This window comes from Plesiocystis pacifica SIR-1 (genome assembly GCF_000170895.1).
Classification (GTDB): Bacteria; Myxococcota_A; Polyangia; order Nannocystales; family Nannocystaceae; genus Plesiocystis; species Plesiocystis pacifica.
Genome location: NZ_ABCS01000081.1, coordinates 1 through 24,407, shown reverse-complemented (window position 1 = coordinate 24,407; position 24,407 = coordinate 1). Strand labels below are relative to the sequence as shown.

Below are 24,407 nucleotides of genomic sequence, written 5' to 3'. Positions count from 1 at the left end.
CCAAGAAAACGAGCCAGCGGGAGACTCCGCTGGCTCGTCGGGAAGGGGAGGGCGCTCGGCTCAGGCGGCCGCGGCCTTCTCCTCCTCCTTGCCGTCGGCGCTCGGCGGGCCCTTGGGCACGGGGTAGCGGACCAGCCACAGGATCCACTTGGGCGACAAGGTGGCGAAGAACACCGCGATCCAGGCGAACAGGGGGATGAGCCCGAGCTTGGCGACGATGTCGCCGAACTTGGTGATGTCGGGGCCCGCGGTCTCGGTCATCGACTTGGTCAGCGACTCCATCACCGGCTCCATGATGGCCATGAAGATGGCGGGCATGAAGGCCATGCCGATGACGATCAGCGTGCCGGTGATGAAGAACTTCTTGTGCTCCATCAGCGGGATGCCCCAGCGGAAGTAGCCGCGCAGGATCTTTTGGCTGCGCGACATGTACAGGGCGCAGGGGACGATGATCATCGCGACGTGGAAGACCAGCAGCGCGCCGGTGCTGCCGATGCCGACGCCGAGGCTGGTCATGGCCGCGTCGGGCACGGCGCTGGCGTAGACCACGGCGATGACCAGCATGCCGATGACGCCCTCGGTGCTCGGGCCGACGGCCGAGGCCAGGGCGATGGCCGAGACGATGGCGACGAACAGGATGACCCCGAGGAAGGCGCCGATGACCTTCGCCTCGGCCTTGCAGGTCTCGACGACCATCATCGCCACGCGCTCGCCCGCGTCCTCCTCACCGGACTCCATGGCCGTGCGCGGGAGCTTGACGACCGCCAGGAACATGTCCTTGAAGGCCAGGGCGAAGATCAGCACGGCGACGAGGGTGAACAGGCCGTCGAAGTTCGAGAGCGCCTCGGACACCGACTGGATCCGCTTGGCGACGTTGGTGAAGAACTCGACGTTGGGGGCGAGCTCCTGGAGGGCCTCCACGAAGGTGACCAGGATGTCCGGGTTGGCGAACTCCTGGGCCTTGGTGATGAAGCTGGTCATGAACGCGCCGATCAGGTCGAGGATGTCGGGCGTGAGCTTGTCGAGGTTTTGGAAGGTCGCGTCGACGATCGCGGCCTGGGGGTTCATGAGGCTCGCGGTGATGCGCTGGAACAGGCGCAGGAGCAGGAGCGTGCCGCTGAACATGGCCATGGCCAAAAGGCCCAGCTTGGTCGCCGTGAGCGAGTGCTGACGCAGCTGCCGCTGCTGTTCGGGGGAGGGGAACTGCTTGCGGTAGAGGATCGGGCTGAGCAGCAAAAGGGGCGAGAGCAGGGTCAGGAACACGAGCGCCAGGAAGGTCCGGCGGAATTTTTTGTTCTGCTTCTTGGCGGTCTTCTCGGCCGCGGCGTCGAGGGCCTTGGTCTGGGCCGTGGCCAGGTGCTCGCGGATGCAGGCGATCAGCCCGTCGCGGTCGCCGGACTCCAAGCCGCAGGCGGCGTAGCCCGCCTCGAGGGCCATGGCGCGGGGATCCACGCCGCCGCCGCCCTCGGCCTGCGCCGCGGCCATGTTGGCCCGGGTCTGGGCGAGGATGCTGGCGAGCTCGGGCTGGGACATCGCCTGGATCTCTCCGAGGTAGGCCTCGGCCTCCTCCTGGGTCATCGCGCCGCCCTCGACCTGGGCGCCGAGGATGCCGTTCATCTCGTCGAGGATGGCGTCGGGGCTCATGGCCGCGATGTCCTCGGGGATCTCGACCGCTTCGGTACCGGCTTCGGTACCGGCCGCTTGCTCCGCGGCGGCCTGTTCCTGGGCGACGAGCTGACCGAGCACGGCGGCGAGCTCGGGCTGGGCGAGGCCCTCGAGCTCGGCGAAGAAGGCTTCGGCCTCGTCTTGGGTGATGGCGCCGGCTTCGAGGCGGGCGCCGATGATCGCGTCGATGGTGGTGAAGATCTCATCCGCGCTCATCGACTCGATGGCGACGGGCTCCTCGCCAGCGGGCTGCTGGGCGAGGGCGACGCCCGACCCCGCTCCGAAGAGCGTGAGGGCCAGGGTGGACGCCGCCAGAGCCCGGGACAGAAAGGGCCGCAGGGCGGGGCGCTCTTTGGTCTGCGTGATCCGTTGCATGGGTGTTTCCTTGCTTCGTTCGGGGTGGCGGCGCGGGGGCGCCGGGCTACTCGGCGGCCTCGAGCAGCTCGGCGACGAGGATGTTGATGAAGGCGATGCCGCAGGTCTTGCCCATCTCGCCCTCGCAGCCCTCGTGCACGAACATCTGGAACTCGGCGGGGGCGGGCTCACCCTTTTCGCCGGTGACGTTGACCTTGCCGCCGGCCTCGAACTCGACGATCAGGCCCTCGCCGTCGAGCTCGAGGCGGGCGCCGTTGGCCTCCAGCTTCATGGGCACCTCTTCGCTGCCCTCCATGATCTTGCCGTCGGCGCTGACGGTCATGTAGACGGAGCCGTCGGGCTGGGTCAGCTTGCCGTCGGTCGAGACCTTGCCGACGAGCTCGCCGCCGACGGTCACGGTGCCGTCCGCCTTGATCTCGAGGCCCGCGCCGGGCTCGTCGCCCTTGACGTCGATCTTGGCGGCCTGGACCGGGAGGATCGCCTTGGGCTCGGGCTTGGCGTCGGCGGGCTTGGCTTTTGGCTTGGCGTCGGCGGGCTTGGCCTCGTCGGCTTTCTTGGCCTCTTCCTTTTTGTCGTCCTTCTTCTCGTCCTTCTTCTCGCTGTCTTTCTTGTCGTCAGTCTTGGCGGAGGTGTCCGCTTTGTCTCCGCCACCGTCGCAGGCCGCGACGCACAGGGAGAGGGAGAGGAGGGCACCCATAACGGCGTTGGTGTGGGAGGTCATGATGAAGGCAGGGGTAGCACTGCGATGATTTGAACCCCACCCGTCCATGGTTGTAATCGTTACAGGAGAGCGGAGAGTAATGTTCTTACAAAGGGCCTTGATGGGCATTGATGAGTGTTGATTCGTGACTCATTCGGTCTCGGGGCTGGCAGGATCTGCGGCCTGAGCGCGAGTGCACTCCGCGCCTGTTTGCAGCATCGTTGCGGTCTCGGGGGCGCCAGCCCTTGCCCTGCGCGGCTGCGCGACGGAAAACGGCCCCGTGCCCCGGCCCTACTTCCAGACCAGCGGCGTCGCCTGCTTCGCCCACCGCGGCGGTGCGGCCTTGCACCCCGAGAACACGATGATCGCCTTCCGCCACGGCCTCGAGGCGGGGTGCCGGTGGATCGAGACCGACGTGCACCTGACCCGGGACGGCCACGTGGTCTGCTTTCACGACAACGACCTCGAGCGGACCACCAACGGCCGCGGGAAGGTCTGGGAGTACACGTTGGCCGAGCTGCAGCGCCTCGACGCGGGCTACCACTTCAGCCCCGAGGGCGGGGGCGGCCACCCCTTCCGCGGGCAGGGGATCACGGTGCCGACCCTCGACGAGGTGCTGGCCCTCGATCCGGAGGTCCGGATCAACATCGAGATCAAGCAGCGCGAGCCCGAGATGGTCGGCGCGCTGTGGCGCTACATCGACGACCGCGGCCTGCACGATCGCCTGCTGGTCGCGTGCGAGTTCGACGGCCCGGTGCGCGCGTTTCGGAACCTCGCCCGCGGGCGGGTGGCGACCTCGAGCGGGCGCGTCGAGATCTTTGGGTTTTGGCTGGCCGCGCGGGCCGGCGTGTCCGACTGGCTGCCCATCGAGTTCGACGCCATGCAGATCCCCGTGGACTACAGGGGGCTCCGGGTCCTCGACCCCAACTTCCTGCGCGCCGCTCACCGCCGCGGGGTTCAGGTCCACGTGTGGACCATCGACGACGCCGACGAGATGCGCCGCCTGGTCGAGCTGGGCGTCGACGGGATCATGACCGACCAGCCTGGGCGCCTCGTCGAGGTGGTCACCGAGATGGGTCAGCGGGTGCCCCAGGGCTGATCGTTCAGGGGGTTCCCCCACCGAAAGCAGGGTGTCGGCGGGGCTGTCCGCGCGCGTCTAGGCAGGTCTGGGGCGCGCTGGGGCCAGCCGTCGTGGTCGAGGGCACGCCCCCAACCGTGTTTTCCCCGCGGGGACCGGTTTTGTGGTTCATTCAGGGTGTCGATGCCCCGACCCCCCGCGACCCCGGCGCCCGGTCTCAGCCCCGGGACCGTCATCGCCGGCAAGTATGAGCTGCTGGCGCGGATCGGCGCGGGCGGCATGGGCGTGGTCCACTCGGCGCGGCGCCGCGACCTCGACGACATCGTGGCGATCAAGAGCGTGCTGCCCGAGCGCCTCGGCCCGCGCAACCGCGCCCGCTTCATGCGCGAGGCCCGAGCCCTCGCCCGCATCCGCCACCCAAACGTGGTCCAGGTCTTCGACCTCGGCGAGCTCGCCGACGGCTGCCCCTACATGGTCATGGAGTTCGTCGAGGGCCCGACGCTCGCGCGCGTGCTCCAGCGTAGCCGGCCGAGCGCGGCCTACTCCGTGGCGCTGTTCTCCGACGTGTGCCGAGCCGTCGAGGCCGGCCACCGCCGCGGGGTGGTCCACCGCGACCTCAAGCCCGGCAACGTCATGCTCGCGCGCAGCGACGACGGGGGCGAGACCGTCAAGGTCCTCGACTTCGGCCTCGCCAGCTTGCTCGACGAGCAGGGCGACCGCTCGCGCCCCGGCGGCCTCGTGGGCACGGTCGCCTACATGGCGCCCGAGGGCGTGCGCAGCGGGACGGCCAGCCCGGCCAGCGACCTCTTCTCCCTGGGCGTGCTGCTCTACGAGCTGGTCACGGGGCGGGTGCCCTTTCGGGGCAGCAACGCCATCGCCACGGTCATGGCGATCTGCGAGGACGGCTACGTCTCGCCGCGGGAGCTCGTGCCGGGCCTGCCCGACGCCGTGGTCGCGGCGATCGACGCGGCCTTGCAAAAGCGCCCCGGCGATCGGCCCGGCTCGGCCCTGGAGCTCGGCGCCATGGCCCGAGGTGAGCCCTGGCGCGCCGGGGAGGCCCGGCGGTCCATGGGCGGGGGCCTGCGCGTCGACGGGGAGGGCTCGGAGACCTGGCGCTCGGACGAGGGCTCGGACGAGGGCTCGGGGAGCTCGGTGTCGAGCTCGGACAGCCGGCGATCGGGGGAGCTCTACGGCAAGGGCCTCGGCGGGCGCGACGGGCCGGAGCTCGGCGGGCCGGACACCCTCGTCGGCGACGAGCTGACCTTGGGAGGGGACAGCGCGTCCATGGACCTGCGCTCCCTCGGTCCGCGAGACGCCGACGCCACGCGCGACAGCTCGCCGGGGCAGGCTCGCCGCGCGGGGCAACTGTCTGGCGCCGCGACGATGATCGCGACGGCCGCGACGGCCAAGCCGAGCCCGAGCCGCAGCGGCGACTCCTCGGCGGACGGGAGCGGTCGGGGCGAGGGCGGGCGCAGCCCCGAGGGGGTCCGGGCCAGCCTGTCGAGCTTGCCCCTGGTCGGTCGGAGCCTCGAGCTCGAGGCCCTCGCCGAGCTGTTCGCCGCCGCGCCGCGCCGCGACGCGACGCCCATCGCCGTGGTCCTGGGCGATCCGGGCATGGGCCGCAGCCGCCTGCTCGAGCGCTTTGGCGAGTACGCCCGGGAGCGGGGCGCGGCCGTGTTCGAGGGGCGCTTTTGGAGCTACGACGGCGACCGGGCCCCGGCCGAGGAGACCTTCACCCGCATGCTCGGCGACGCCCGGGTGGCCTCCACGGCCCCGCGCGAGCGCGAGGCGGGCAACGATCGCCGCTCGGGCCACGGGGTCCTCGCCCAGCGCTTCGCCGACGCGGCCCGAGGGCGGACCCTGGTGCTGATCCTCGACGACCTCCACCGCGCCCCCCGGCGCGACCTCGAGTTCCTGACCTTCCTCGTCCGCGGCCAGCGGCTGCCCGTGCCCGTGGTCGTGGTCGCGTCGGCCCGGCGGGCGGCGGCGCGGACCGACGCGCGCACGGAGCTGTCGCGCTGGCTGCTGCAGCTGTCGGGGCTCGAGGCGCGGACGAGCGTGCTGCTCTCGGCCCTGGGCGAGGACGAGCTGCGCGCGTGCCTGCACCAGACCTTCGGCCGCGTGCGCGTGCGTCCGCGGGACCTTCGGCGCCTGCGCCGAGCCTGCGCCGGCGTGCCGCGGACCTTCGCCGAGCTCCTGCGTCACCTGCTCGGCCGCGGGGCGATCCACCGCCTCGACGACGGCAGCTGGGTGTGCGAGCCGCTCCCGCGCCGGGTGCTGCCCGAGGGCCTGCGCGCGACCGTCGAGGCCGAGCTGGCGAGCGTCGACCCCGAGCTGCGCAAGCTCCTCGACGCGGCCGCGGTGATCGGGGAGACCCTGCGCTTCGAGGCCCTCGAGCGCGTGCTCGGCAAGGCCATGGACGAGGACACCCTCGACGAGCTCGTCGATCAGGCCGTGGCCGAGGGCTGGCTCGAGGAGCTCGGCGACAAGTCCGAGGGCGGGGCCGACGAGCTGCGCTTTCGGGACGGGCTCGTCCGCGAGGTGCTCTACGACGGCCTGGGCACTCGCCGACGTCGTCGCTTGCACCGCGGGGTGGTCCAGGCCTTGCTGGAGATCGAACGCCCCGGGCGAGTCGCGAAGATCCTCGCCGGCCACTACCGGGCCCTCGCGGCCTGGCCCGAGACCCTGCGCTGGGGCCTGCGGGCGGCCCGGCGAGCCGTCGAGCGCCACGACCACGACGCGGCCGAGCACGCCCTCGAGCACGCCGAGCACGCCCTCAAGGCCCTGGAACAAGAGGAGGGCGAGCGCGCCCTGGCGCTGGTCCGCGCCCGCGTCGACGTCGACGCCCTCGCCGGCACCCTCGACGCCCGGGTCGGCCGCTTCGCCGAGGGCGTGTCGCGGCTGCGCGGCGTCTCGGGGCTCCTCGATCGTCACGGCGACGCGCTGGACTCCGTGCGCACGGACGGCGCCTCGGGCCTGGGCTCCGGGGCCCGCTGTGTCCCCGAGCTGCGCTTCGAGGTCGCCCTGGCGCTGGCGCGCTGCCACCTGGGCAAGGGCGAGCTGGCGACCTCGGCCGAGGCCGGCCGTCAGGCCCTGGCCCTCGCCGAGGCCCTCGTCGCCGGCGGGGAGCTCGACCAGGGCCGCGCCCGCGAGGCCGAGTGGGAGGCCCGGGTCGCCCTCGGGCACACCCTCGCGCGCTTTGGCGACTGGCCCGAGGCGAGCGCCGTGCTCACCCCCGTCGTCGAGGTCGAGCCCCTCCCGCACCTGCGCGTGCTCCACGTCCTCGCCCTGCGCGAGCTCGGCTGGGTCGAGGCCCGCAGCGGCCGAGGGGCGCGGGCCGACGCCCTCGCGCGCCAAGCAGAAGCCGAGGCCCGGGCCAGCGGCGAGCCGCTCGCGGAGTACTGCGCCCACTCGCTCATGGCCGTCGTGCTCTCGGCCCGGGGCGACAACGCCGAGGCCATCACCCGCTACCGCTCCGCGCTGCGCGGGGCCCGGGCCCTGTCCCTGCGCCGCCGCGAGATGATCGAGCTGGCCAACCTCTCGATGTCGCTGGTGTTGCTCGCCGGTCGGGAGCGCGAGGCGAGCGAAGACGGCGGCGGCTCCCCCTCGGAGGGGAGCGCCGACAGCCGGACCCTCGACGAGGCCCTCGAGGGCATGCTCGGGGTCATCGGGATCTGCGAGGAGCTCGGCGACGTCGCCTCGGCCGGGGACGCCCGCGTGGGCCTGGGTCGGGTGCTGCGGGCCCGGGGTAACGTCGACGAGGCCATCGCCAGCTTCCGCCGCGGCTTCGCCACCTGCGAGGAGGTCGGCCGGCGCGAGTACGCCGCCCTGGCGCTGTTCGAGATCGGCCGCTGCGAGCTCGAGCGCGGGGCCTGGGCGGCGGCCCGAGAGGTCCTCGAGCTCGCCCACGAGCGCCTCGCGGGCGCCGGCAGCCTGCACGCCTGGGAGATCGAGCTGGGCCTGGCCCGCGCCGCGAGGGGCCTCGGAGACGAAGAGCGTGCCTTGATCCACGCGGCTGCTGCCGACGAGCGGCTCCGCGAGAGCCACAGCGAGGGCGAGGGCCTGGCCCGTGGGCTCGCGGCCATCGCCGCGTTCTCTGCTTCCTCTGCTCCCTCGGGCTCTTCGAGCGCGGGCGACTGAACAAGCGATCGGCAACCGAGCCGATGACGGGCACGATCAGGACGTTCTGAAAGTCGAGAAAAGCGCGATCTAGCCGGTCCTGTACGGCCTTACAGCGCCTTTGCGCCGGATCTTTGGCGCCCCGGCGGCGCCGTGGTCCCATGACCGCGCCACCCGTCATGCACTTGAGCTTGGTCATGATTCACAGCGATCTGCGCGACAGCGAGATCGAGTCCATCTACGCCGACTGTGGCTATCGCGGCTGCGAGGTCGTCGGCGAGCCCACCCCCGGTATCGCCGTCCTCGGCCTCGTCGAAGACGAGCGCGAGCGTCGGCCCAACCACGCCTTCTTGCGTCACTGTCGTGACCAGGGCTGGACCGTGCTCGCCGACGAGGACGGGCGCCTCGCCTCGGTGTCCACCGAGCGCTGGTCCGCCCTCGCCGTCGAGCACGGGGCGCGGGTCGTGCTGCTCCACGGCGAGCCCGACCCGGGCATGCGCGCGTTCGCGGTGCACTACCCCGACGGCCGCCGCCGGGCCGTGGCCGTGTGCGAGGGCGAGCGCGAAGAGGTCGGGACGCCGCTGGCGATCGAGTCGGCCTTTCGGGGGCGGCAGATCACGGTGGATGACTTGATCACGCTGGTCGCGAGCCTGGGCATCGACTTCGAGCGGCTCAACGTGCTCTCGCCCTACACGGTGACGGCCGCGCAGGCGGTCTAGACCGGTCGCGGTCGGCTGGCTATCGCCGCCGCCGCGCGACCCAGCCGTGGATGAACAGGGTCTGAAAGCAGCGCGTCGGGGCGTCGAAGTTGGCCGATGCGATGAGGTCCTCGAGCTCGCGGGGCGGCAGCACCGAGAGCCGCGCGCCGAACATCTGGGTCATCTGCTCGAGCTGCGCCTCGCTGGCCCCGGACAGCCGCCACGCTTGCTTCCACAGGTCGGCGAGCTCGCCGTCGAGGGCGTCGGCGCACAGGTCGGCCACGACCAGCGGCGCGCCTGGGCGCAGGCGGCTGGCGATGTCGGCGAAGAGCTGCCGCCGGCGCTCGCGGTCGACGAGAAACTGCGAGACCAAGATCATCGTCGCTCCGTCGAAGGGCTCGGCCCCGGCCTCGGGGAGGCTCTGCAGCGGGCCGTGGTGGAAGCTGCAGCGATCGCCGAACCCGGCCGCCTCGACGCGCTCGCGGCAGCGCGCGAGCATGGGCGCCGAGGTGTCGACGGCGGTGAAGCGCCAGCCGGGGAACGCGGGCGCGAGGGCCAGGAGCTCGGCTCCGGTCCCGGCCCCCACGGACAGGACTCGCGCCTCGGCCGGGAGCCGCGTGAGCGCGAGCTGGGTGACGAGGTGCAGCGCGTCCCGCAGGGGCGTCAGCTCGCGAAATTGGTCGTCGTAGCGGGCGGCGTGGCCTTCGTCGAAGAGTCGAGGAGCGCTCATGCACGCAGACTGGCCCGCGCCCCGGACCTCGAACAGGGCGCATCTTGTGTTTGAGTCGGCCGATCTTGTGCCCCGAGGGCATCGGCCAACAGCTTGCTAGAGTGACCCCATGCACGCGCGGCCCGGTTTGATCGAGGTCGGTCACATGCACGTGGCCGAGCTCGCCTGGCACGCGCCGCTGAGCCACACCGACCACTCCGCCACGCTCATCGTCGCGGGCAGCCTGGAGATGACCGTGGGCGAGACCGTGTCCGCGGGACCCAACGCCGTGCTCGTCGTGCCCGCTGGCGTCCCGCACGAGCCGGTGCGTGGGCACGACCTGGAGCTGTGGGGGGTCCGCTTTTGCGCGAGCTGCTTCGACCTCGACGAGAGCCACCCGCTGATGACGCCCTACGCCCGGGTTCGGCGCGGCGCCTTGCCCCTGGTCTCGCTCTCCGAGGCGCGGCGTGATCGCGTCGTGCAGCTCTACGAGGACATGGCCCGGGAGCAAGACGCTGGACTGCCCGAGTCCCCCGAGCTCTTGCGCAGCATGTTGTTGCTGCTGCTCGCCGAGTTCTACCGCGCGACGCCAGCGGGGCCGAGCAAGTGGCGGGCGAGCTCCTTTGTCCCCGAGGCGTTGAGCTTCATCCAGCGCCGCGCCCTCGAGGCCATCTCGCTGCGCGACGTCGCCTCGGCGGTCGGCCGCGCGCCGACCCACGTGGCGGCGACGGTGAAGCGGGAGACGGGGCACACGGTCGGCGAGTGGATCACGGCCGCCAAGCTGGCCGAGGCGAGCTCGCGCTTGCTCCACACCGACGACCCCATCGCCGACATCGCCGCGTCCGTCGGCTGGCGCGACCAGACCCACTTCATTCGCCAGTTTCGCAAGGCCCACGACGAGACGCCGGCGGCCTGGCGACGCAGGCATCGCCGCGGGCATCAGGGCTCCGGGGACGAGCGCGGAGGCTAGAGCGCCGCTCTAAGCGCGCGCGTCCGGAGCAGGAGCCTCGCCGAGCTCACCCCGGGCCGACTTGGCGTAGAAGGCGAGGTAGCTCGACTCGACGTGCATGTCCTGGGCGAGGCAGCGCGCGTGGGCCTCGGGGAGCGCGTGCCAGGGGATGGCCGGCCAGGCGTGGTGGATGGCGTGGAAGTTCATGTTCCACCAAAACCACCGGAACACGGCGTTGGTCCGCACCGTTCGGGTGCGCGCGAGCTGGTCGCCCTCCGCGGGCATCTCTTCGTGTTCGGTCACCGTGACCACGCCGTGGATGATCCGCGCGAGCACGAGGACCGCGAGGAACTCAGCCAGGAACACCGGGTGGAACACGGCGAGGGCGCTGACGCCCGCGATCCAGCACAGGGCCATGGCGCGGCACTCCCAGGCCAGCCGGGGTCGAGCCGCGGGCGCGGTCCAGCCGGCCTCGACCCGGTCCCACAAGCGCGGTGGGACGACGGCGAGGACGAGGGAGTGCAGGGGCACGAGGCTGCCCAGGGCCCCGGCGAACACGGCCTGGAAGCCGAGGCGCCCCGGCATGGGCGGGAGGCTGAAGCCCTTCTCGGGGTCACCCTCGCGGTTGGTCTTGCGGTGATGGGTGAAGTGAAAGGCCTTGTGCATGCCCAGGGAGTAGCCGTAGGGCACGCCCAGCAGCTGGCCCCACAGGGTGTTGAGCCACTTGGTCCGAAACGCCGTCTGGTGGGTGCACTCGTGGTAGGGCGCGTAGAGGCTGAACAGCAAGAAGGCCAGGGCGAGCAGGGCCGGCGCGCGCACGGGCCAGGGCATGGCCGTGGTCATCAGCGCGGCCGTGAGCCCCACGAACAGGCCCAGGTGCAGCGTGAGTCGCAGGTGGGTGGGCAGGTCGCGGCGGGCCATCAAGGTCGCCAGGTCGCGGCGCGACAGGAGCTCGCGTTCGTCGAAGTTTGTGTCCATGGTGAGGGCGCGGCGGGCTGCATGCCCGATACGGTTGTGCCCGGGCTCGATGATTCCTTTCAACCAGCACCAATTTCGCGGCTCGTGAGCCATGCCCCCGTACCGGCGTCGGGTTGGAATTGCTAGGCGGCGTCAGCGAGGGCCGGGCACGTCGACGTCGATCAGCACGCCAGGGTCCTCGATGGCCACCCGCAGCACCGCCCCCGGAGCCCCGAGCAAGATCGCCTTGGCCCCCCGATCGCCGCGCAGGCGGGTCAGCTCGTGGAAGTAGCGCCGCGGCCACAGCACGGGGTTGCCCAGCCGCCGCTGGTCCCCAGAGCCGGCCTCGGGGGCGACGATGAGGTGCTGGGTGCTGGCTCGGTGCGCGGCGATGAGCCGCTCGAGGTCCTCGACGCGCACGTGGGGCATGTCGCCGAGCACGACGAAGCTCGCGTCCACGGCGGTCTGGGCGATGGCCTCGACGCCGCGGGCGATGGACGGGCCCATGCCCTCGGCGTGCTCGGGGTTGAGGACGAACGCGACGGGCAGCTCGGCGAGGGCCTCGCGGACGCGCTCGGCCTCGTGGCCGAGGACGACGACGCAGGGGCTCGCGCCGGCGGCGAGGGTCTTGCGGACCACGGCGCGGATCATCGGCTCGCCGTCGATGACGTGCAGGAGCTTGTTGATGGGCCCGGCGCGCCGGGACGAGCCAGCCGCGAGGACCACCGCGCCCACGCGGCGCTCGCGGGCGGCCTTTTGTCGGCGGGTGGCGACGACCTCGGCGAGGATCGACAGGGCAATCTCCCCCGCACCCTTGCCGCCGATGGCGACCCCGGCCGGGCCGTGGAGGCGGGCCAGGGCGTCCTCGCTCAGTCCGGCCTCGCGCAGGCGCTCGAGCCTCGCGCTCGCGGTCTTGCGGCTGCCGAGGGCGCCGACGTAGCAGGCCGGGCTGGTCAGGGCGACGCGCAGCGCGGGGTCGTCGAGCTTGCGATCGTGGGTCAGCATGACCACGGCCGTGCGCGCGTCGATCAGCCGGGGGAGGGCGCGCTCGGGTCGCTCGCGCAGGACCTCGACCCCGGGGAAGCGGCGGTGGTCGGCGAGGGCCGCCCGGGGCTCGACGATGACGGGCTCGAGGTCGACCTCGCGGGCGAGGCGGGCGAGCTTTTGGGCGACGTGGGTGCCCCCGACGAGGACGAGTCGAGGGGGCGCGCGCAGGGGCTCGACGAGCACCTGGGTCTCGCCCTCTTCGAGGAGCCGCGGCCCGGCGTCGAGGGCCTCGCGGGCGAAGCTCGGCAGCGAGGGGCTCAGGCTCGCCAGCTCGGGGAAGGCCGGGGCGGCGACGAGGCGCGCGTCGCCGGTGCGCAGGTCGAGGAGGCGGACCCCCGCGTTCGTGGCCGCGAGGGCGCGGAGGGCCTGGATGTGCGCGGGGCTCGGGGCTTGGCTCACGGCGACGCGGATGCGCCCGCCGCAGGGCAGGCCGACGGCGCCGACTTGGCTGTTGGCGATGTCGAACTCGAGGATGCGCGGGGTCGGCTCGGGGGCGTCGAGGAGCTCGAGGCCGGCCTGGACCACCATGGACTCGACGCAGCCGCCGGACACCGAGCCCCAGAACTCGCCGGTGGCGCTGACGACCATGCGGCTGCCGACGGGGCAGGGGCTCGAGCCGACGACGTCGATCAAGGTGGCGATGGCGGGGTCGCGGCCGAGGGCGCGGGCGGCCGCGACGGCCTCCCAGGCGGTGTTGGCCGCGGACACGCTCGGGGCGATGGCGGGGGCGCGCGGGCTCGAGGCGTCGTCTTTGGCCTGGGGAGGGGCGCCGTGTAGCGCCTCTTCGAGGGCCCGCCAGGGCAGGAAGGCACAAGACCGGCGGCTCGGGTAGTCGGCGAGGGCAGCGAACACGTCGAGGTCGGACTCGGCGAGCGCGGAGTCGAGCTGGGCATCGCCCGCGACCACGGCCTCGAGGGCGCGCAGACCCTCGTCGAGGGTCGAGACGGGCTGCTCGCGGAGGAGCGCGCTCATGATCGAGGCCGACGCGACACACACCGCGCAGGCCTCGACGGCGCAGCCGAGGGCGGCGAAGCGCCCGTCTTCGACGCGTGCGGCGACGCGGACCTCGTCGCCGCACAGCGGGTTGGTCGCGCAGGCCTCGACGGTCGGATCCTCGGGGACGGGGCCGCAGCAGGGGTCGTGGGCGTGGGCCAGGAGTCGCTCGTGGTAGAGCCCGCTCATGCCCCGGTCCGCCTCCGGCCAAACACGCGCAGGACCTCGTCGAGGGCCGCGAACAGCCGCTCGAGGTCGGCGCGGGTGTTGTGCAGCCCGAGGCTCACGCGGCTCGAGCTCGACGCGCCGAAGTGGGCCATGAGTCGCTGGGCGCAGTGGTGGCCGGCCCGAATCGCGACGCCGTGGCCGTCGAGGATCGAGGCGACGTCGTGGGCGTGCACGCCCGCGACCAGGAACGAGGCCAGGCCCACGCGCCGCCGCGGCCGGCCGAGCGCCCTGATCTCGGGGCGGGCGTCGAGGCGGTCGACGAGGGCGTCGAGGAGGGCCGCGGCAGCGGGCTCGCTACGGCGCGCGGCGAGGAACTCGAGGCCCGCGGCCAGGCCCTCGACGCCGGGCAGGTTGGCCGTGCCCGCCTCGAAGCGCCCCGGCCCCTCGACGTGGGTCACGCGGTCGAGCTGCGCCCGGCGGACCATGCCGCCGCCGACGAGCAGCGGCGCCGTCTCGCGCCACAGCGAGGCCTTCGCCCAGACCGCGCCGATCCCCGGGGGGCCGTGGGCCTTGTGGCCCGAGAACGCGTAGGCGTCGCAGCCGAGGGCGGGCAGGTCGAGGTCGAGGTGGGCGACGGCCTGGGCGCCGTCGACGATCAGGGGGGCGCCGGCGGCCGGGGAGCGGGCGAGGAGCTCGGCGACCTCGGGGATGGGCGTGAGGGCTCCGGTCACGTTGGACACGTGGGTCAGGGCCAGCAGGCGCGTGCGCGGGCTGAGCTTGGCGCGGAGCTCGGCCAGGTCGAGGTCCCCGCGGGCGTCGCAGCCCACGACGACGAGCCTGGCCCCCGTTCGGGCGCAGGCCCGGCGCCAGGGCAGGAAGTTGCTGTTGTGCTCGGCGACGCTGAGCACGAGCTCGTCGCCGGGCCCCAGACGCGGGGCCGCCCAGCCTTCGGCGAGGAGGTTGAGCCCCTCCGTCGCCGAGCGCACGAACACCAGCTCGTCCTTGGCCGCGCCGAGCTGCGCCGCGATCCGGGCTCGGGCGCCGTCGAGGCTCGCGTCGGCCCGCTGCCCGAGATCGTGGACGCTGCGTCCGGGGCTGCCGCTGCGGACCATCGCAGCGGCGACCGCGTCGATCACCGGCCGGGGCGTGAGCGCGGTCGTGGCCGAGTCGAGGTAGGTCAGCCCGGGGCGATCGACGAGGGTGGGGAACTCAGCCCGCAGCGTGGGCATCGACCGCGCCTCCACCCGCCTCGCCGCCGGTCTCCCCGGCGTCCTCGAGCGCGGGCGGCTCGGTCTCGCCGGGGCAGATGCCGCCAGCGTCGACCCAGGTCTTCATGGCCGCGGTGAACTCCGCGTGGCTGATCGGCGGCTTGGCCCGCTGCCCGCCGGGCTCCCAGCCCCACAGCACCAGCGGGTCGTGCTCCACGTGGTGGAGCAGGTCCGCGAGGCTGCGCTCGCCGTTGTCCGCCTTGCTCCGCAGCTGCACGCACAGCTCGGTCACGGTCCGGTTTTGGAAGATCATCGGCGTCTCCTTGGGCGGCAGCTGCCAGTGCGGGGCGCCGGGCGGCCCTGGAGGCGCGCCGGGCAGCTCGGTGTTGTGCTCGGCGTGGCAGGTGGTGCACTCGAGCCCCGACTCGAAGCTCGCGCGGCTGATGTTCATGGCGTGGGTGCCGACCTTGTCGGACAGGGGGCGGTCGCCGTCGGGGTGGCAGTTCATGCACCGCGGGTGGGTGAGCACGGAGTAGACCGGGGCGAACAGCGAGTCGGCCTCTTCGGCGCTAGCCTCGGGGATGGCAGGACGCGTCGCCGTGGCTTCGAGGGGGACTGGCTCCTCGGGCGCAGCGGCTGCGGCGACCCCGGTGTGGCCCATCTCTTCGGGCGGCGGGCCGATCCACGCCAGGGTCACGCCGATGGCGATGGCTCCGATGACGAGCAGCCCAAAGACGGCGACCCCCAACCACTCGAGGATGTCCACCCCGAGCTCTGCGATGCGCTTTTTGTCCATCTCACTTCCCTCCTTGGTCGGCGCGAGCGCGAGCGCGGTCGAGCTCGGGCTGCAGCGGCAAGCGGCGCAGGCGGTGGCCCGTGGCCATGAACAGGGCGTTGGCGAGGGCCGGGGCGACGGGGGCGACGGCGGGCTCACCCACGCCGCCGATGTCCTCCTCACTGCTCAGCAGCCGGACCTCGATCTTGGGCGCCTCGTGCATGCGCATCATCCGGTAGGTGTCGAAGTTGCCCTGCTCGACGGCGCCGTCCTTCATGGTGATCTCGCCCCACAGCGCGGCCGTGAGCGCGAAGATGACGCTGCCCTCGACCTGCGACACGACCAGGTCGGGGTTGACCGCGTAGCCGCAGTCGAGGGCCGAGTAGACCTGGTCGACGACGATGGTGCCCTCGTCGACGTGGGCGTCGATGACGTGGGCGCAGTAGCTGCCAAAGGCGAAGCACACCGCGATGCCCCGGCCGACGCCCTCGGGCAGCTCGCGCTCGCCCCACTCGCTCATCTCGGCGACGGCCTCGAGCACGCCCAGCCACCGCGGGCTGTCCTGCAGCATCGCCCGGCGGAACTCGTAGGGGTCTTGCTCGGCCGCGTGGGCGAGCTCGTCCATGAAGGCCTCGACGACGTAGGTGTTGATCGAATAGCCCACGGAGCGCCACCAGCTGACGACCACGGGGGTGTGGAAGTTGGCGTAGCTGACCCGGCGGTTGGGGATGGCGTAGCCCAGGTGCGTCGCGCCCTCGGTGGGGATGGTGTCGGCGAGCAGGGTGTTGCTGTCGAACAGGCGCGAGAGGTTGCCGGCGAGCCACTTGCGCAGGCGCGGGGGGATGACCGGCGGGAACAGGCCGCCGGCGTCCAGGGACGCGAAGATCGACTGGGACTGGGCGTGGAACTCGAGGGCCGCGAGCTCGCCCGACGCGTCGAGGGTGCCCTTGATGCGGTTGTGGGACTGGGGCCGGTAGCGGTGCCCGCGGGTGTCGTTCTCCCGCGACCAGATCACCTGGACCGGGCGCCCGACCGCCTCCGACAGCCACACGGCCTCGATCGCGGCCTCGGGGTGGGAGCGCCGACCAAAGGCGCCGCCGAGGTAGGGCGTGTGCACGATGACCTGGATGCGGTCGCAGCCGAGCTGGTTGGCGGCGGCCTCCTGGATCGCCGAGGGGCCCTGGTTGCCCGTCCAGATCTCGCACACATCGCCGCGCACGTCGGCCACGGCGTTCATGGGCTCCATGGGCGAGTGGGACAGGTAGGGGGTCTCGTACTCGGCCTCGAGCACGGTCCCGCTGACGGCGTCGACGTCTCCCTCGTCTTCGGCGACGTGGCCCTCGTCCGTGCGCGCGGCCAGCTCGGCGCGCAGGTTCTCGGTCCCGAAGCTCGGGCCGGTGCCCTCGTCCCACTCGATCTCGACGGCGGGCGCGGCCCGCATGGCCTGCCAGTACTTCTCGGCGACCACGCCCACGCCCCGCGGGGTGATGACCACGTCGACGACCCCGGGCATCTCCCGGGCCTTCGAGTCGTCGAGGGACACGACCGCGGCGCCGATCCGGGGCGGGTGGATCATCACCGCCCGGGTCATGTTGGGCACGACGACGTCGATGCCGAACTGCGCCTCGCCCGTGACCTTGGGCGCGCTGTCGATGCGCCGCGCCGGGGTGCCGACGAGCTTGAAGTCCTGCTTGGACTTGATGACGGGCGCCTCGGGGACGCGTTGTTGCTTGGCCGCTTCGACGAGCTCGCCGTAGCTGGCCGAGCGGTCGTTGGCGTCGTCGAGGACGCGGCCGGCCTTGGCGTGCAGGCTGTCGGGGGCGACGCCCCAGCGCTCGGCCGCGGCCGCGATCAACATCATCCGCGCCGCCGCGGCGGCCTGGCGGACCGGGACGAAGCCGGTCACGATGCTGGTCGAGCCGCCGGTCGCGGTCTCGAGGGCGTCGTACTCCTTCGAGGCGATGGGGAAGAAGACCTCGAGCTCATCGAGGCCGACCTCGAGCTCCTCGGCGACGAGCATGGCGAAGCCCGTCATCGTGCCCTGGCCCATCTCGGCCTTGGGGAAGCCGTAGAGCACGCGATCGTCGGGGGTGACCGTGATGTAGATGTTGGGCCGGAACGCGCCCTCGACGTCGTTGGGGTCGGGGACCCGCGCCTCGTCGGCGCTGGCTCGCACGCCGCCGTAGATGGTCAGCCCGGCGGTCCCGGCGAGCATGCCCAGCAAAAAGCGCCGCCGGGCCACGCGGCCGCGCCGGAGCAGGGGGACGATCGCCTTGCTGGCCTCGGGGGAGCTCGCGGGGTCTTGCGTTGCCTCGCTCACTTGGCGCCTCCGTCCTCGGACTGGCCGGTGGCGGCGTGGATCGCCGAGCGGATGCGCGGATAGGTCCCGCAGCGACAGATCGAGCCCGACATGGTCGCGTCGATCTGGGCGTCCGTGGGCTTGGGGCAGCGGCGGATCAGCGCCGCGGCCATCATCAGCTGGCCGGGCTGGCAGTAGCCGCACTGGGGGACGTTGCCCTCGACCCAGGCCTGCTGCAGCACGGTCAGCTTCCCGTCCGCCTCGCCTTGGGTGAGGCCCTCGATGGTCGTGATCGCCTTGCCCGCGACGTCACCCACGGCCGTGACGCACGAGCGCCTGGCCTTGCCGTCGACGTGCACGGTGCACGCCCCGCACAGGGCCTGACCGCAGCCAAACTTCGTCCCGGTGAGCTCGAGCTCCTCGCGCAGGACCCACAGCAGCGGCACGTCCTCGGGGACGTCGACGCTTCGCTCTTCTCCATTGACCTTCAGCTTCACCTCGAGCACTCCTTTTGAGGGCAGTCCTCCAGAGGGTACGGATTTCGCTGGCAGCGTGCAGAGGCCAAAGGCGTCAAAGCCCTTGCCCATCACGCCAAAGTGGGGAGGACGGGGGTCCCGGCGGCGATCGGCTGTTCGAAGGATCAACTGTGTGAACGAAGGTGTCTCGGGCTGGGAACGGTGGCTCCGCGCCTCTACACTCCGGCCCGTGACCGCCATCGAGCTCTACGGCACCGCCACCTCCCCCTACGTCCGCCGCGTCCACGCCCTGGCCATCGAGTTCGGCCTCGACTGCACGCACGTCGACACGGCCAGCGACGCGGGCCAGGCCCGGCTGCGCGCGCTGAGCCCCGTTTGGAAGATCCCCGCGGTCGTGCTCGACGGCGAGCCGTTGTTCGACTCGCGGGTCATCGGCGAGGAGCTGGTCCGTCGTCAGGCCAAGGCTGGGGCGCTCGGCGAGTTCGCCCCCCTCGACGAGGGCTTCGCCGCGCGCAACCTGAGCACGGTCATCGACGGCGCCCTCGACTCGCTGATCAACGTATTTTACCTGAAGCGCGACGGGATCAGCCCCGAGGCGGCGAGCTACCTGGCCAAGCAGGGAGCTCGGGCTGCCTCGGCGATGACCTGGGTCGAGGCTCAGCTCGACGAGGCCGGGCACTGGTTGACGCCGTCGGGGCGCTTTGGCCTGCCCGAGCTCAACCTGATCACCACCCTCGAGTGGATGCGTTTTCGCGCGACCTATCCCGTGGACGCGCACCCAAAGCTGGCGGCCTTCGTCGCCTTTCACACCGAGCGCCCGAGCCTGGTGGCCACGCGGCCGCCGGCCTGAGCGGGTCGTGAGCTGGGTTCACCGGGCTGGGCGTGAAACGGCGTCCCTGGTGGGCTAAAAGCGCTTGGTGAGCATCACGGCCAAGGCCAAGCAGCGCGTGGTCGACACCGGGGAGAGCCTGGTGTCGACCCTCTTCGAGTACGCCAAGAAGGTCCCCTTCGTCCGCGATCGCATCGCGGCGGAGTACGAGAAGATGATGAAAGACATCGCCGGGCAGGTCCGGCCCTACGCCGCCGACTACCCGACCTACACCGAGCTGCCCGAGCAGGGTCGGGACCGCGAGGCCATCCTCGAGGAGATGCGCAACTTCCACGGCCTCGAGGCCGACCGCTGGAAGGACGGCTACGTGTCCGGGGCCGTCTATCACGGCGACCGCGAGCACACGAGCTTCCTCGACCAGGCCTACGCGATCCACTCGCAGACCAACCCGCTGCACTCGGATCTGTGGCCGAGCGTGACCAAGTACGAGGCCGAGATCGTGGCCATGACCGCCGACATGCTCGGCGCCAAGAAGGCCGGCTCGGGGCCCGAGAACGAGGTCTGCGGGGCGGTCAGCTCCGGCGGGACCGAGTCGATCTTGCTGGCCATGAAGACCTACCGGGACTGGGCCAAGGCCGAAAAGGGGATCACCAGCCCCAACATGGTCATCCCCAACACGGCCCACGCGGCCTTTTACAAGGCCGCCGAGTTCTTCGACATTCAGCTGCGCAAGGTCACCGTGGGCGCGGACTGCCGGGCGGACGTCAAGGGGATGAAGCGGGCCATGGACCGCAACACCATCTGCCTGGTCGGCTCGGCCCCCGCGTTTCCCCACGGCCTCGTCGACCCCATCGAGGAGCTCGCCGAGCTCGCGCAAAAGCGCAAGGTCGGCATGCACACCGACGCGTGCTTGGGCGGCTTCGTGCTGCCCTGGGCCCGGGAGCTCGGCTACCCCGTGCCGCCCTTCGACTTCGCCGTGCCCGGGGTGACCTCGATGTCCGCCGACACCCACAAGTACGGCTACGCGGCCAAGGGCACCTCGGTGGTGCTCTACCGCAGCAAGGCCCTGCGCCGGCACCAGTGGTACACGGTCACCGACTGGCCCGGCGGCATCTACTTCTCGCCGACCTTCGCCGGCAGCCGCCCCGGGGGCTTGAGCGCGGCGTGCTGGGCCTCGATGCAGGCCATGGGCCGGGAGGGCTACCTCGACGCGACCAAGCGCATCGTCGAGACCGGGCAGAAGATCCGCCGGGGCATCGACGCCATCTTGGGGCTGAAGGTGCTCGGCGACCCGCTGTGGGTGGTCAGCTTCGCCAGCGGCGAGGAGGGCTTGAACATCTACGAGGTCCTCGACGCCATGGGCAAGAAGCACTGGAACCTCAACGGCCTGCACCGCCCGCCCTGCGTGCACCTGGCGGTGACCTTGCGCCACACCAAGGAGGGGGTCGCCGAGCGCTTCCTCGACGACCTGCGCGAGGCCGTCGAGCACACCCGGGCGAACCCCGGGGAGGGCAGCGGGATGGCGCCGATCTACGGCCTGGCCGGGACCATCCCGGCGCGGGGAGCGGTCAGCGACCTGCTCGAGATGTACCTCGACGCGGTCTACGATCTCTGATCGGTGGCCTGGGCGATGGGGCTGGGGTCGTTCGGCGCGCTCACAGCTCTTCGACGAACACGTCGAGCAGGAGGTCCTCGACGGCCTCGTCGACGCGCGAGCTGGCGTAGCCGTCCATGGCCCACTCGACGGTGACCGGCTCCGCGCCCTCGCTGAGGTCGGCGAGGCTGAAGTGGACGACGGTCCCGGTCAGGCACGCGTCCTCGGCCTGGGGCCACCAGCTCTCGGCGCGCAGGTCGGAGGGGTCGTCGGTGCTGGGCGGCGTCGCCGACAGCGCGAGGGGCTCGCTGCCCTCGAGGCGCATGAGCGCGGAGCCGTCGGGCGCCTGTGGGGCCGCGGCGCGGTGGAACATCCACGCGTCGTGGGGCTCGCCCCGGCCTTCCCAGCACAGCGTCACCATGAAGCTGCGCTGGGGCGTGTCGAGGTCGAGGACGAAGGGCTCGGCCGCGTGGCGGGTGTTCGCGGTGTAGTCCGCAGGCTCGCAAGCGAGCAGGGCGACGCAAGGCAGGGCGAGCAGGCGAGTCGAGAGCGCGGGCTTCATCGTGCTTGGGCTGTCCCGCGCTGCGAAGGTCCGGTTCAACCGTGCGATGGCGCCAAGTCCCGCCCCTTGTCCGCGGTCTGGCGACATCTGTCGCCAGGTCGGGGCTTTTTCTCGTGAGCCCCGACACCCCCAAAAAAGCGCTCGGGTTGCATCGGGCGCGTTCGATGGCCGCCGCCTCGCGGCAATGGATTGAGCGTGAACGCCAGCAAGACCATCGCCACCGCCGCCCTGCTCACCCTCTTCGTCCCCGCTGTCGCTTGCGATTCCGAGGACATGGACTCCGCCGTCGACGCGGAGCTCGACGCGGCCATCGACGGCCCCGAGCTCACCGCGACCCTCGCCGACCTCGACGCCCTCCCCGTGGACGAGCTCGACGCCGAAGAGCTCGCCCTCAACGCGCCGCCCCAGCCCGTCTCGACCCTGTCCCAGCAGGTCTACCAGTGCGACATCGACGTGCTCAACGGGACCACCAACTGCGACCCGCAGTACGTCGACGCCAACGAGTTCGACCCCAGCGAGTGGACGGCCAACGTCGACATGCGCCACAAGGGCGCCAACTTCCGCCGCATGGACATCTACGCCGAGATCTGCGACCCGAGCGAGTACGCCTTCGCCGTCGCCGACTCGCCCACGACCAACGGCTGGGGCGGCGACTCCAGCACCGCCGACCACGACGCCGAGGCCCACCTCTACGGCACCGGCCTGCAGGTCTACGGCACCCTCGACGCCACCCACGGGGCCTACGGCAACCACACCAGCTTGGGCTCGGCCCACGCCGGCGGCTGCCAGGTGGTCCACACCGTCGTCTATCACAAGGAGGGCGGCGACGTCGGCGTGTTCAGCTTCGACGGCGGCGGCTCGCCGATGACCATCCGCGACACTCAGACCTTCAAGCTCGACTACCAGGCCTGCGCGACGAGCTCGGACCCCGCCCGCGGGATCAGCTGCGACTTCGAGGACAGCAGCCTCAGCGACGTCGACCGCTGGCACTTCGGCCTCAACCGCACCGTCGGCAGCGGCTCCCGCGACGGCGCCGGCGTGCAGCAGGCCTGCGTGGTGCTCAGCGAGGACGCCGGCGTCACCCCGCCGGACTGCCTCGCCTCGCAGTCGGTCGAGGGCATCCCCGAGGGCACGCGGAAGTTCTGCATCGGCGCCGGGACCCCTGCCCAGATGCAGGCGCAGTGCGAGCAGTTCGCGGCCAACTGGGTCGGCTGGTACACGAACGGGAGCTACAACTACTCGAGCCACTGGGGCAACCCCTGCCCGCAGGGCACCAGCCCGGTCCCCAACAGCTACTTCTACGTGCCGAACTCCTGCGTCCCGTACCCCGGGGTGGGGGACGGCTGCGGCGGCCCGGGCTCGATGAACTACGAGCACCAGATCGGCGTGATGTGCCAGTGAGCTAGTCCGCCCCTGGTGGGGGCCAGGGGCGGGCCCGAGGGGTCCCCGAGTTCCGCTCGGGGGCCCCATTTTTTTGTCGTCGTCGCGCGGGGCCGTGTCGAGGAAGCCTCGCCCTGTTAGGCTGGCCTGGTGACCGAGCGCGGGGACTTTCAGCACTTCGCGCGGGTGCTCGAGGCCCTGCCGGTCCCGGTCTACGTCGTCGACGCGACCTCGGTCGTCTACATCAACGCGGCCTTCACCGCGCTGCTGGGCGTCGAGCGCAGCGCCGTCCTGGGTCGCTCGCTGATCGACTTCGTCGCCCCGGAGGATCTGCCGGCGGTCATCGATCGCCACCGCCGACGGATGCGGGGAGAGGCGGTCAGTCCAGACTACGAGTACTCGGTGATCCTGCCCCGCTCGGGCGAGCGGATCGCGGTGCGCAGCACGGCCAGGCTGCTGACCATCGAGGGCGCGGCCTACAACATCGGCACGGTCGTCGACATCCGCGAGCAGCGGGCGATGCAGGCCGAGATCGAGGCCAAGGTCGCGCACATCCGCGAGCAGGCCGAGGCGCTCCAGCGGTTGACCGCGCCGGTGATCCGCGTGGCCGAGGGCGTGGTCGTCATCCCCCTGGTGGGGCGCTACGTCGCGGACCGGGCCGAGCGTCTGGTCGAGGACGTCATCGCCTCGCTCCCCGAGCTCGGCGCCCGGGAGCTGATCTTGGATCTGACCGGGCTGCGCTTCGAGGGCGTGGGCGTGCTCGCGGCGCTGACTCGAATCGCCCGCGTCGCGGGGATGCTCGGGGCCCGCTGCACCCTCGCGGGCTTGTCTCCAGAACTCGCCAGGGCCTTCGCGGACCAGGGCCTCGGCACCGAGGACTTCGAAATCGCCGCCAATTTGGCGCAGGCGCTCGCCCGGCGAGGGGACTCGCGCCCTTGATTCGCGCTCCCTGGGCCCCAGGGACGGCCCCCCCAGGGACGGCCCAAACCCCGGGGATTGCGCTGCGTCCCAGACGCCGTGTAGCTTCGAAGCCGTGAAGCGCCTCAGCCTCAGCCTGCTCGCCTGCTCGTTCACCCTCGCCCTCGCCTGCGACAAGGCCGAGCCCGCGGCCGAGAAGGCCGACAAGGCGACCAAGGAAGAGCCGAAGGCCGACGAGGCCAAGGCCGACGGCGACGCGGCCAAGGCCGACGAGGCCAAGGCCGCCGAGGCCGAGGCCAAGCACCTCGACGTGTCCGCGGACAAGTCCGGCGCGCTCGCCCGCGCCGCCGCCGTGCTCGAGACCAACGACAACGCCCACCACAGCGACGTCCTCGCGGACATCTCGCACCACGCCGAGAAGCTCGCCAGCGACGAGACCGTCTGCAAGCACATCATCGAGGTCCGCGGTTCTGGCGAGCTCGACGCTTGCGTCAAGGAGCAGGAGCACCACGTCGTCCTGCTCGGGCCCGAGATCTACGCCCAGGCCGTCGAGTGCCTCATGGACGCGAGCACGGCCGAGCAGATCGACCTGTGCGTCGCCGCCGAGAAGGAGGCCGAGCTGCTCTTGCACGAAAAGCCCCACGGCGACGGCCTCGACGAGAAGACCTGCACCGAGCTCTTTGACCAGTTCGAGAAGCTGGCCATCGAGGACGCCAAGGACGACCACCCGGAGGTCGTGAAGGAGATCCTCGAGGAGGTCCGCGCGGACGTGGTCGAGACCTGCATGGACCAGGGGACCAAGGCGGAGGTCGAGTGCGGGATGAAGGCGACGACCTTGGCTGAGGTCAAGGAGTGCGCGCCGAAGATGATGTGAAGAGCGGCCCCTTGGGCCGCTCTGCACGTCATCT

19 protein-coding genes are annotated in these 24,407 nt (G+C 71.9%); 9 read left to right on the top strand and 10 right to left on the bottom strand.

The window, feature by feature from the left end; genetic code table 11:
* Window positions 1–60: 60 nt before the first annotated feature.
* A complete protein-coding gene (locus tag PPSIR1_RS30450; RefSeq protein ID WP_006975071.1) occupies window positions 61–2,040 on the bottom strand; it encodes a hypothetical protein in 1,980 nt (659 codons plus the stop codon).
* A gap of 46 nt (window positions 2,041–2,086) precedes the next feature.
* Window positions 2,087–2,737, bottom strand: a complete 651-nt coding sequence (locus PPSIR1_RS30445) for a hypothetical protein (protein WP_006975070.1) — start codon at window positions 2,735–2,737, stop codon at window positions 2,087–2,089.
* Window positions 2,738–3,020: 283 nt separating this feature from the next.
* Between PPSIR1_RS30445 and PPSIR1_RS30440 the strand changes: the two genes are divergently transcribed.
* From PPSIR1_RS30440 to PPSIR1_RS30430, 3 genes are all read left to right on the top strand, one after another.
* A complete protein-coding gene (locus PPSIR1_RS30440) occupies window positions 3,021–3,839 on the top strand; it encodes a glycerophosphodiester phosphodiesterase family protein (RefSeq protein WP_006975069.1) in 819 nt (272 codons plus the stop codon).
* A gap of 162 nt (window positions 3,840–4,001) precedes the next feature.
* On the top strand, window positions 4,002–7,958 hold the full coding sequence (locus PPSIR1_RS44305; RefSeq protein ID WP_006975068.1) for a serine/threonine-protein kinase: 3,957 nt from the start codon (window positions 4,002–4,004) through the stop codon (window positions 7,956–7,958).
* A gap of 140 nt (window positions 7,959–8,098) precedes the next feature.
* Entirely contained in the window at window positions 8,099–8,656 is a 558-nt protein-coding gene (locus PPSIR1_RS30430; RefSeq protein ID WP_006975067.1) for a hypothetical protein, read from the top strand.
* A 19-nt stretch (window positions 8,657–8,675) separates the two neighbouring features.
* On the opposite strand, the gene PPSIR1_RS30425 is transcribed toward PPSIR1_RS30430, so the two are convergent.
* A complete protein-coding gene (locus PPSIR1_RS30425) occupies window positions 8,676–9,365 on the bottom strand; it encodes a class I SAM-dependent methyltransferase (RefSeq protein WP_006975066.1) in 690 nt (229 codons plus the stop codon).
* Between the two features lie 109 nt (window positions 9,366–9,474).
* Here PPSIR1_RS30425 and PPSIR1_RS30420 point away from each other — a divergent pair, with 109 nt between their 5' ends.
* Window positions 9,475–10,314, top strand: coding sequence for an AraC family transcriptional regulator (locus PPSIR1_RS30420; RefSeq protein WP_045117072.1), 840 nt, complete (start codon window positions 9,475–9,477; stop codon window positions 10,312–10,314).
* A gap of 9 nt (window positions 10,315–10,323) precedes the next feature.
* On the opposite strand, the gene PPSIR1_RS30415 is transcribed toward PPSIR1_RS30420, so the two are convergent.
* The 6 genes from PPSIR1_RS30415 to PPSIR1_RS30390 form a co-directional block, all read right to left on the bottom strand.
* On the bottom strand, window positions 10,324–11,271 hold the full coding sequence (locus PPSIR1_RS30415; protein WP_006975064.1) for a fatty acid desaturase: 948 nt from the start codon (window positions 11,269–11,271) through the stop codon (window positions 10,324–10,326).
* Between the two features lie 132 nt (window positions 11,272–11,403).
* Complete coding sequence (locus tag PPSIR1_RS44300) at window positions 11,404–13,479, bottom strand: XdhC family protein (RefSeq protein WP_006975063.1); 2,076 nt, start codon at window positions 13,477–13,479, stop codon at window positions 11,404–11,406.
* On the bottom strand, window positions 13,476–14,687 hold the full coding sequence (locus PPSIR1_RS30405) for an aminotransferase class V-fold PLP-dependent enzyme (protein ID WP_045117081.1): 1,212 nt from the start codon (window positions 14,685–14,687) through the stop codon (window positions 13,476–13,478). Before PPSIR1_RS30405 ends, PPSIR1_RS44300 begins: the two co-directional genes overlap by 4 nt.
* Entirely contained in the window at window positions 14,668–15,462 is a 795-nt protein-coding gene (locus PPSIR1_RS44295; protein WP_006975061.1) for a hypothetical protein, read from the bottom strand. Before PPSIR1_RS44295 ends, PPSIR1_RS30405 begins: the two co-directional genes overlap by 20 nt.
* Window position 15,463: 1 nt before the next feature.
* Window positions 15,464–17,761, bottom strand: a complete 2,298-nt coding sequence (locus PPSIR1_RS30395; protein WP_006975060.1) for a xanthine dehydrogenase family protein molybdopterin-binding subunit — start codon at window positions 17,759–17,761, stop codon at window positions 15,464–15,466.
* On the bottom strand, window positions 17,758–18,246 hold the full coding sequence (locus PPSIR1_RS30390) for a (2Fe-2S)-binding protein (protein WP_006975059.1): 489 nt from the start codon (window positions 18,244–18,246) through the stop codon (window positions 17,758–17,760). The genes PPSIR1_RS30395 and PPSIR1_RS30390 overlap by 4 nt, the downstream gene beginning before the upstream one ends.
* 199 nt (window positions 18,247–18,445) lie before the next feature.
* Here PPSIR1_RS30390 and PPSIR1_RS30385 point away from each other — a divergent pair, with 199 nt between their 5' ends.
* Window positions 18,446–19,066 (top strand): glutathione S-transferase family protein, encoded by a 621-nt coding sequence (locus PPSIR1_RS30385; protein WP_006975058.1) that lies wholly within the window; start codon window positions 18,446–18,448, stop codon window positions 19,064–19,066.
* Between the two features lie 64 nt (window positions 19,067–19,130).
* Window positions 19,131–20,660, top strand: coding sequence for a pyridoxal phosphate-dependent decarboxylase family protein (locus PPSIR1_RS30380; protein ID WP_006975057.1), 1,530 nt, complete (start codon window positions 19,131–19,133; stop codon window positions 20,658–20,660).
* A gap of 40 nt (window positions 20,661–20,700) precedes the next feature.
* On the opposite strand, the gene PPSIR1_RS30375 is transcribed toward PPSIR1_RS30380, so the two are convergent.
* On the bottom strand, window positions 20,701–21,201 hold the full coding sequence (locus PPSIR1_RS30375; protein WP_006975056.1) for a hypothetical protein: 501 nt from the start codon (window positions 21,199–21,201) through the stop codon (window positions 20,701–20,703).
* A 195-nt stretch (window positions 21,202–21,396) separates the two neighbouring features.
* Between PPSIR1_RS30375 and PPSIR1_RS30370 the strand changes: the two genes are divergently transcribed.
* The 3 genes from PPSIR1_RS30370 (at window position 21,397) to PPSIR1_RS30360 (ending at window position 24,373) form a co-directional block, all read left to right on the top strand.
* Complete coding sequence (locus tag PPSIR1_RS30370) at window positions 21,397–22,602, top strand: hypothetical protein (RefSeq protein WP_006975055.1); 1,206 nt, start codon at window positions 21,397–21,399, stop codon at window positions 22,600–22,602.
* A 129-nt stretch (window positions 22,603–22,731) separates the two neighbouring features.
* Window positions 22,732–23,520: a PAS domain S-box protein gene (locus PPSIR1_RS30365; RefSeq protein WP_006975054.1), complete on the top strand. Its 789-nt coding sequence runs from the start codon at window positions 22,732–22,734 to the stop codon at window positions 23,518–23,520.
* A gap of 94 nt (window positions 23,521–23,614) precedes the next feature.
* The gene (locus tag PPSIR1_RS30360; RefSeq protein ID WP_006975053.1) at window positions 23,615–24,373 is read left to right on the top strand and encodes a hypothetical protein; all 759 of its coding nucleotides are present in this window, start codon (window positions 23,615–23,617) and stop codon (window positions 24,371–24,373) included.
* Window positions 24,374–24,407: the final 34 nt, after the last annotated feature.